This is a genomic window from Shigella sp. FC1967 (genome assembly GCF_001743005.1).
Classification (GTDB): Bacteria; Pseudomonadota; Gammaproteobacteria; order Enterobacterales; family Enterobacteriaceae; genus Proteus.
Genome location: NZ_MIIZ01000455.1, coordinates 1 through 9144, shown reverse-complemented (window position 1 = coordinate 9144; position 9144 = coordinate 1). Strand labels below are relative to the sequence as shown.

Below are 9144 nucleotides of genomic sequence, written 5' to 3'. Positions count from 1 at the left end.
CTAATGTTTTTTATTAAATAGAAACTATAACTATTTATTATCGTTATTTAATTAGTAGCGCCTTTACTTGGGCGCTATTTTTATTGGATCCACTAGAAATCCCTCGCGCACAGTGTTACTTTCTACGTTATACCTATAATTATTTAGCTTAAAACAACATCATTGAGGTGCGATTATGGAAATCTATTTAGATACCGCGGATATCGAAGAAGTCAGAAAACTCTCTCAAGTTCTTCCTATTGCTGGTGTCACCACTAATCCTTCCATTATTGCTAAATCCGCACAAGATATTGAAATGCTATTGCCTGAATTAAAAGCAGCAATGGGAGGCAAAGGCCGAGTATTTGCACAGGTCATTGCCAGTGATGTCGATACCATGATTGAAGAAGCATTACGTATCGGTAATATTGCTGATAATACGGTGATTAAAATTCCCGTTACAGAAGCAGGGCTTGTTGCTATTAAACAATTAAAGCAAAAAAATATGCTGGTATTAGGCACAGCGATTTACAGTGTGTCTCAAGGATTAATGGCAGCATTAGCTGGCGCAGATTATATTGCGCCTTATGTGCATCGAATGGATAGGCAAGGCTCTGATGGCGTAAGAGTGGTAAAAGAGTTACAAACTCTCATCACCATGCATAATTTACCCACAAAAATCCTAGCGGCGAGTTTTAAAACGCCACGCCAAGTGGTCGATTGTTTATTAGCAGGCGCTTCTTCGGTGACATTACCGATTGAGCTTGCTTACTCGATTATCCGTTCACCCGTGGTGGACGATGCAGTAAATAGATTCACTGATGATTGGCAAGCGACATTTGATCGCCGTTTTTTATAATCAAACGAAGAATATGAGATTAAGTGTTATAACGTTATATAGCACTTAATTTATCTATTTAGGTATACGGAGACATTAATCTTCACTTTTACTAATGTATTAATAATTAGGTTAATATAGCTTAAAATAAACGATTATTGATTTACATCTAATAATAAGTCACCTTTCTGGCAATCTAAATTAAAATCTATTACTATAATGTTAGTCTATAAATGGATTATTAATATAATCTATTTATTTTTTATTTTGTTATTTAATGGCTTTAAAATCAATGTGATACTTTGATTTTTTTACAGTATGTTTAATATTTAATTAATTTTTTGTTTCACTCGGTTTAATTATTATTAAGTTGGATTTAATAACAAAATAATAAGTTGTGACAGGTGTGTTAATTAAAGGGTTTGGTTGTTAAAAATAAACTAAGTATTATTTTTGATAAGTTTGTTAACTTCTCAAATTAACAGGGAAAACCGATACTCCGCGGTGCAATGATAATTAACATATATAGTTATTATCTTTATTTAGCGATAAATAATATTTTATTTGTGATATTGGAGTAATTATGTGTGAAGAATACATGAATAAACCACTCTATCTGTCAATTGCTGATTGGGTTCAAGAGCAAGAACGTTGGGTAAGTGCAAAAGAAATTGCAAAAAAAATTCGATATTCCTCAATGCAACGCCATTAATATCGTTTCTTACATTCTTTCTGATGTAAAAGAGATTGAATGTGAAACAAAAAGTGTACCTAACCAATTAGAAGGTCGAGGCTGTCAGTGTCAACGAATGATCAAAGTCAGCCATATTGATCCTCAAGTCTACTCACGTTTAAAAGGCCATACTCAAGAAAAAAGAAGTCAAAGTGCGCCTGAAAAATTGGCGGCGATGATCCCACATGGATTGAACCATGAGCAAAAATGGCAATGGATGTTGTCAAAATCTCAGCGTCGCTAATTAAGTGGCTTCGTTCCATACTAAACAAATTTAATAGTGACGACAGGCGCTTGTAACGCCTGTCGTTGTTTATTACTGACCTTTCGGTTTTACCTCTGTTGTGCCACGTAAACGAGGGCGATTAGGTTCAGGTGCTGTTAATGGCGTGATTTCCACTAAGCTTTGGCGGCAACGAATTGCCAAGTCTTGATATTCACGCGTGTTCATACGCTTCCATTCCATGTCATTATCAGTAATATCTCGCACATGTTTTGCAGGGCTGCCTATTAGCATTTGTCTCGCTTTTCCTTGAAAGCCCGCTTTTACAAAGCTCATCGCGGCAACAATGCTTTCTTCACCAATGACGGCACCATCCATAATCACGCTATTCATACCAACTAAACTGTCACGCCCGATAATACAACTATGGAGAATGGCACCGTGCCCAATATGCCCATTTTCTCTAACAATGGTGTCCATATCGGTATAACCGTGCATGATACAACCGTCTTGAAGGTTTGCGCCTGCTTCAACAATCAAGCGCCCATAGTCGCCTCTAAGTGAGGCTAAAGGGCCGATATAAACACCTGCACCAATAATGACATCACCAATTAATACCGCAGATGGGTGGATATAGGCGGTTGGATGTACCACAGGAATAAGACCTTCAAACGCGTAGATACTCATCCGTTTTCCTCTTTGTTGTATTATCGAAATTAACGATAATTATCGGCCTTTCCATTCAGGTGCACGTTTTTCCGCAAAGGCAAGTGGTCCTTCGGTGGCATCTTCTGAATGCAAGACACTTGGATAATGTTTTAACACTCCACTGCGCATTAATTTATAACCCTCTTCAATAGAAAGCTCACTGGTGGCGCGATAAATTTCTTTTAAAGCCGCCACAGCCAGTGGCGCGCTATGAGCAATTTGATCAGCGAGTTCGCGAGCGCTATCCATTAATTCAGCGGAACTAACAACACGGTTTGCAATACCCCAACGAAGCGCTTCGTCAGCATTCATACGACGGCCTGTCATCAGCATTTCATTGACAATAGCTGGTGGTAAACGTTTAGGTAAACGCAGAACACCGCCACTATCAGGCACAATGCCTAACTGGGCTTCAGGTAAGGCAAAAGAAGCATTGTTTGAACAAATCATCATGTCGGCGGCAAGCGCTAATTCAAAGCCACCACCAAAAGCATAGCCGTTAACCGCAGCAATGACGGGTTTATCCAGATTGAAAAGCTCGGTTAAACCTGCAAAGCCACCCGCCCCAAAATCCGCATCAGGCGCTTCGCCTTCAGCCGCCGCTTTTAAATCCCATCCCGCAGAGAAAAAGCGCTCACCAGCACCTGTAATAATCGCAACACGTAAGTTGGGATCATCACGAAAACGTATAAAGACTTCACCCATTTCATGGCTGGTTTTCGCATCAATAGCATTGGCTTTTGGTCTATCTAATACAATTTCAAGTATTGAACCGCGCGTTGTTAGATGTAATGACTGGCTCATGTTGTATTCCTTTTCATCATCAAAAATAAGCATTTATGATTGAGGTTATTCATTTGTGGTTAAACCGACCTATGCTTTATTTCAAATGCTTTTTAATCACTTTTCCTGAGCAGTTACGAGGCAAGCCATCTCTAAATTCAACTTCAGAGGGGACTTTGAATTTTGCCATATTTTGCTCACAGAAATGGAAGAACGCTTCTTCACTCAAGGTTTCATTTTCAACCAGTACGACAAAGGCTTTAATCGCTTCATCACGAATATTGTCAGGTACACCAATTACAGCCACATCTTGAATTTTAGGATGTGAAGAAATGATGTTTTCAATCTCAACACAAGAGACATTCTCTCCACCGCGTTTGATCATATTGCAACTGCGATCAACGAAATAAAAAAAGCCTTCATCGTCACGATAACCATAATCGCCAGTATGCAACCAACCATCAGGCTCTAATGCTTTTGCGGTTGCATCAGGTCGGTTGTAATACTCTTTAAAAATAGTTTTTCCTGGCTCGCCTTTTACGCAGATCTCACCAACTACGCCATCAGGAACTTCATTGTTTTGTTTGTCTCTGATTTGGGCTTGATAGCAAAAACCGGGTCTACCAATTGATGGCCAGCGCCGTTTATCGCCAGGTCTGTCACCAATTAAGCCAACAATGGTTTCTGTCATGCCATAAGAGGTGAATAATCGCACGTTAAAGCGTTCAAGGAAGGCATCTTTTTCTTCATCGGCAAGATTGAGATAAAACATCACTTCACGTAATTTATGCTGCTTTTCTTCTGATGAAATAGGTTGCGCCATTAAGGTTCTCATCATCATTGGAATACATTCCGCTACCGTTGCTTGGTATTTAAGGATCTGTTTCCAAAAGGCTCTGGCACTGTATTTCTCTAACAATACAAAGGTGGCACCCACAGAAAATGCGGCGAGTGATGCGGTGCATTGGCAGTCAATATGAAAAGCAGGCATTACAGTAAGATAAACGTCATCTTCGCGTAATGCGTTTTGCCATGATGAGTAGTAACCTGCAAAGCGTAGGTTATAGTGAGTGATAACGACACCTTTGGGTTGAGACGTCGTTCCGGAGGTAAAAAGAATTTCAGCAGTATCATCTACACTTAATGGTGTGTAATGATTGAGCATAACAGGGTGCTTGGCTTTCTCTTTTAAAAAGTCGATAACGCCTTTTTCAGCAGGGAGGCTGTTTTCTGTGATTAAAAACAGCTGCGTTAAAGGGCATTGTTCATCCTGCAACATAGGTTGGTAAATCGGATAAAAATTATCACGAGTTACGACGTAATGCGCTTGGCAGTGATTGATTATCCATGCGCTCTCTTCATACATAAAGCGTGCATTAATGGGCACCATCACAGCACCAATTTTTGCCAAGCCAAACCAGCAAAAGAAAAACTCAGGACAGTTATCAAGATGTAAAGCAACATGGTCGCCTTTTTTTATGCCACTAGCATGAAAAAGATTTGCGGTTCTATTTATCTCTTCATTTAATTCACTGTAGCTAAATTGCCTTACTTGTCCTTGTGCGGATTCAAAAATTAGCGCTGTTTTTGTGCCATAAACCTCAGCCAAATCATCCCACATTTGACGTAAGTTTTGTTTGCCAATCACATCCATTAAACTGTTACCCTATTCTTTTGCTGTCAATTCAGACGTGTTTTATATCTATATAACGTCTGAACTTCACAGTGTTACTTTACGATTTTGGCCAGTCCTTTATCGACCAGCCCCCTGATTTGTTCGTCGCTATAACCGATATTTTTCAAAATCGCATCAGTGTCCATGCCGTGAGATGGCATTCCTCGCCAGATTTTTCCCGGATTATTTTTAAATTTCGGCATCACATTTGGCCCTTTGCAGGTTTCGCCATTCATGGTTTGCCATTCGGTGATCGATTCACGCGCGATATATTGCGGATTGCCTTCAAGCTCAGGAATAGTCAGCACTTTGGCGCTGGCAATATTGAGTTCTGAAAGGCGTTTAAGGACTTTAGTGAGAGGTTGTTTTGCTAACCACTCATCTAACTTGTCTTCAAATAATTGGCCATGAGGGCAATTAATACGGTGAATAAGTTGAGTACCTTCAGGTACTTCAGGTGTACCAAGCAGATGAGCAAGACCAATATCTTTGAAAATTTCTTCAATTTGAGTGATACCGACAACTTCCATCACGATATAACCATCTTGGCAACGGTAAAGCCCACAGCCTGCGTAATACGGATCTTTCCCTTTGGTCATACGAGGGCAAATTTCGCCACCATTGAAATAATCCATCATGAAGTATTGCCCCATACGCAACATCACTTCATACATGGCAATATCAATACTTTCGCCTTTACCTGTTTGTTGAACTTTATACAGTGCCGCGAGTGCGGAAGTCGTTGCTGTCATTCCTGAAAAATAGTCCGCGGTATAAGGAAAAGCGGGCATTGGCTGATCTTTGTCACCGTTTTGAATAAGGTAACCACTGAAAGCCTGAGCAATCGTGTTGTAGGCTGGTAAGTTGGTGTATTGCGGATCACCGTATTGACCAAAACCTGATAAATGCGCAATAACCAATTTAGGGTTGTGTTCCCACAATACTTCATCAGTAATACCACGGCGTGCGAAGGCTGGGCCTTTGCTGGCTTCGATAAAGATATCGGTTGTTTCCATTAATTTTAGGAATGCATCACGACCTTCATCTTTAAAAATATTGAGTGAAAGAGCATGTAAGTTACGGCGAGAAAGTTGAGGGTAGTGAGGTTGAACGCGAATGGTGTCAGCCCATGCAACGTTTTCAATCCAAATCACTTCCGCTCCCCATTCTGCGAACATTTGTCCTGCGAATGGCCCTGCAATTTCAATTCCTGAAAACACAACACGCACCCCTGAGAGTGGGCCGAATTGTGGCATTGGTAAATGTTCTGTCATAGCGTCACCTCGTAAGTGGTCAGAGTGAACACTCTCCCACCTCATGATGAGAGAGTCTTCGTGATTAATTAGCGATACTGTTTAAGTACTGAACGTCCTAATGTCAGGATCTGCATTTCATCAGAGCCACCAGAGACACGATCAACACGAAGGTCACGCCAGAAACGAGAAATACGGTGTTCGCCAGCAATACCGACACCACCAAGTACTTGCATTGCACTATCAACGACTTCAAATGCCGCATTTGCACAGAAATATTTACACATAGCGGCATCGCCAGAAGTAATTAAGTTGTTGTCACTCTTCCATGCAGTTTCATATAACATGTTGCGCATTGAATTGAGTTTGATCGCCATATGAGCGAATTTTTCTTGAATAAGTTGGAAACGGCCGATAGCTTCGCCAAATTGCACACGTTGATTGGCGTAACGCGCTGCATCTTCAAAGGCACACATTGCTGTACCGTAGTTAGTGAGCGCCACTAAGAAACGTTCGTGATCGAACTCTTCTTTTACACGATTAAAGCCGTTACCTTCACGACCAAACATGTCTTTTTTCTTCAAGTTCAACGTTATCGAAAGTGATTTCACAGCAGCTATCCATACGTAAACCCAGTTTTTCTAACTTGTTGACTTTGATGCCGGGTTTGCTCATATCCACAAACCATTCAGTAAAGATAGGTTTATCTGGAGATGCGGAGTCACGGCTCATCACAACAACGTAAGGGGTATAGGCACTACTGGTGATAAAACATTTGCTACCATTGAGATAAACTTTGCCATTTTTACGGGTATAAGTTGTTTGTAAGCTACCTACGTCTGAGCCTGCACCGGGTTCTGTGATAGCAGAGTTCCACATCTGTTTACCTGTACCACGGAACGCCATAATTTTGTCAATTTGCTCTTGCGTTCCTTCACGCAAGACGGTGTTAAATCCCCCTGGTAATTGATAAAGCACGTAAGTTGGCGCACCTAAGCGACCTAATTCCATCCAGATTGCAGCAACAGTCACAAAACCCGCATTTAAACCACCGTGCTCTTCAGGGATAAGCAGATTGTCAATTTCCATATCCGCTAAGGCTTTGACAAAACGTTCTGGGTATTTACTTTCGCGATCACACTGTGCGAAATAAGCTTCCCAGTTTTCACTTGCCATTAATTCGCGGACACCGTCAACAAACAGTTCCTGCTCATCATTCAATCTAAAATCCATGTTAATAACCTCTTAATATGTCATTCTTTGCGTATAGCGGATCAGTCTTTCCAATGTACTTTGGCATCTTTAATAAAGGACAAGGTGACCATGATATTGACGAAAAATAGTGGGCATCCTCCAGCGATAATGGCAGTTTGAATGGGTTTTAAACCACCAAGAGCTAGCAGAATGATGCCGATAATACCGACCAGCACAGACCAGCCGATGCGGACTAATAAAGGTGGCTCAGAGCCTTCTTTCATCGAGCGACAAGTGGACATTGCCAGTGTGTAAGAACAGGCGTTAATTAAGGTGACGGTGGCAATAAAGCAGAGGATAAAGAAGCCCCACATTGTCGCGGTGCTTAACGGTAATGCCGCCCATGTTTCGATGATTGCGCGAGGCACACCATACTGTTCAATCAGTTGTGGAATGTTGAGAATGTTTTGGTCAATGAGTTGTAAAGTGTTACCACCCAGGATTGTCCAAATTAACCAAGTCCCTGCGGTTAAACCTGACACCATCCCTAAACACAATTCACGGACAGTACGGCCTTTAGAGATACGTGCTAAGAAAATACTCATTTGAATGGCGTAGATAACCCACCATGCCCAATAGAAGACAGTCCAACCTTGAGGGAATCCGCCCTTACCGATAGGGTCTGTATAAAACAGCATACGAGGCATATACATCATCAATGTACCGACAGAGTCGGTGAAGTAATTGACGATAAAGCTCGCACCCCCGACGATAAATACCCAACCTAGCATTAAGAAACTAAGGTAAGTACGCACATCACTGGCAATTTTTACCCCTTTTTGCAGACCAAATGCCACGCAAATTGCGTTAAGCAAAATCCAGCAAGAGATAATAATGGCGTCTAATTGCAGGGTATGAGGAATACCAAATAAGTATTGAATACATTCCGTCACAAGCGGTGTGGCTAACCCGAGGCTTGTACCCATTGCTAAAATCAGAGCAACTAAATAGAAGTTATCAACAATGGTACCGAATAAACCATTAACGTGTTTTTCACCGATTAATGGGGTTAAGGTACTACTTGGACGGATCACTTCCATTTTGCGAACAAAGAAGAAGTAAGCGAATGCAACAGAAAGGAAACTATATGTTGCCCAAGGTAAAGGTCCCCAGTGGAACAAGCTGTAAGCAAGGCCAATTTCTTTCGCTTGGGTTGAGTAAGCTTCCATCCCAAAAGGTGGGCTTGAAATGTAGTAGTATATTTCAATTGATCCCCAAAAGAGGACGGCGGCGGATGTACAAGACGCAAACATCATAAAGATCCAGCTTGCGGTACTAAACTCAGGTTTATCTTCCCCTAGGCGTTTATTGGCATAACGACCGAAGACTAACCAAAACCAACCTCCGAACATAATGACCATATACCATTCGAAGGCCCAGCCCCAGACATTGGTAACATAGCTGAATACGGCATTAATCACTTCATTTGAAGCGTCAAGATCACGTACCGTTAGCCAGCATAAAATACCAACAATGATTAATGGCGGAAAAAAAACCTTCGGTTCTATTCCTGCCTTTTTATTATCTTTGCTCATAGGTAAATTTTCCAAATATATTTAACGCAGAAGTTTAAGTAGTGTTAATTCCTAATATCTAATAAAACTTGTAAGTTTATTTATAAGTATTTCGTCTATTGGCGTTTCATCATAATAGAAAAATAAAGTTATTGGCTAATTCACAAACCAATTAATGATGATG

The 9144-nt window shown here is 41.0% G+C and carries 6 protein-coding genes and 2 pseudogenes; 2 read left to right on the top strand and 6 right to left on the bottom strand.

Annotated features, from left to right (window positions below):
* Nucleotides 1-175 precede the first annotated feature (175 nt).
* Together fsa and caiF are read left to right on the top strand one after the other, a co-directional pair.
* Complete coding sequence (gene fsa, locus BHE89_RS03985) at nucleotides 176-838, top strand: fructose-6-phosphate aldolase (RefSeq protein ID WP_069369797.1); 663 nt, start codon at nucleotides 176-178, stop codon at nucleotides 836-838.
* A gap of 562 nt (nucleotides 839-1400) precedes the next feature.
* Nucleotides 1401-1794, top strand: a pseudogene (gene caiF / locus BHE89_RS03980) (carnitine metabolism transcriptional regulator CaiF).
* A gap of 72 nt (nucleotides 1795-1866) precedes the next feature.
* On the opposite strand, the gene caiE reads toward caiF, so the two are convergent.
* The 6 genes and pseudogenes from caiE to caiT all read right to left on the bottom strand — a co-directional run bounded on the left by caiE (nucleotide 1867) and on the right by caiT (nucleotide 8981).
* Nucleotides 1867-2460: a carnitine operon protein CaiE gene (gene caiE / locus BHE89_RS03975; RefSeq protein WP_069369795.1), complete on the bottom strand. Its 594-nt coding sequence runs from the start codon at nucleotides 2458-2460 to the stop codon at nucleotides 1867-1869.
* Between the two features lie 39 nt (nucleotides 2461-2499).
* Nucleotides 2500-3285 (bottom strand): crotonobetainyl-CoA hydratase, encoded by a 786-nt coding sequence (caiD, locus tag BHE89_RS03970; RefSeq protein WP_069369794.1) that lies wholly within the window; start codon nucleotides 3283-3285, stop codon nucleotides 2500-2502.
* Between the two features lie 76 nt (nucleotides 3286-3361).
* Nucleotides 3362-4918: a crotonobetaine/carnitine-CoA ligase gene (caiC, locus tag BHE89_RS03965; protein WP_069369793.1), complete on the bottom strand. Its 1557-nt coding sequence runs from the start codon at nucleotides 4916-4918 to the stop codon at nucleotides 3362-3364.
* Nucleotides 4919-4992: 74 nt separating this feature from the next.
* Complete coding sequence (gene caiB / locus BHE89_RS03960; protein WP_069369792.1) at nucleotides 4993-6213, bottom strand: L-carnitine CoA-transferase; 1221 nt, start codon at nucleotides 6211-6213, stop codon at nucleotides 4993-4995.
* 68 nt (nucleotides 6214-6281) lie between these two features.
* Nucleotides 6282-7425: pseudogene (gene caiA / locus BHE89_RS03955) on the bottom strand (crotonobetainyl-CoA dehydrogenase).
* A 41-nt stretch (nucleotides 7426-7466) separates the two neighbouring features.
* Nucleotides 7467-8981, bottom strand: a complete 1515-nt coding sequence (gene caiT / locus BHE89_RS03950; protein ID WP_023582982.1) for an L-carnitine/gamma-butyrobetaine antiporter — start codon at nucleotides 8979-8981, stop codon at nucleotides 7467-7469.
* Between the last annotated feature and the right edge of the window lie 163 nt (nucleotides 8982-9144).

Excerpts from the sequence above, each read along its gene's own strand:
- fsa (WP_069369797.1), top strand. The coding sequence starts at position 176 with ATGGAAATCTATTTAGATACCGCGGATATCGAAGAAGTCAGAAAACTC.
- caiE (WP_069369795.1), bottom strand. The coding sequence starts at position 2,460 with ATGAGTATCTACGCGTTTGAAGGTCTTATTCCTGTGGTACATCCAACC.
- caiD (WP_069369794.1), bottom strand. The coding sequence starts at position 3,285 with ATGAGCCAGTCATTACATCTAACAACGCGCGGTTCAATACTTGAAATT.
- caiC (WP_069369793.1), bottom strand. The coding sequence starts at position 4,918 with ATGGATGTGATTGGCAAACAAAACTTACGTCAAATGTGGGATGATTTG.
- caiB (WP_069369792.1), bottom strand. The coding sequence starts at position 6,213 with ATGACAGAACATTTACCAATGCCACAATTCGGCCCACTCTCAGGGGTG.
- caiT (WP_023582982.1), bottom strand. The coding sequence starts at position 8,981 with ATGAGCAAAGATAATAAAAAGGCAGGAATAGAACCGAAGGTTTTTTTT.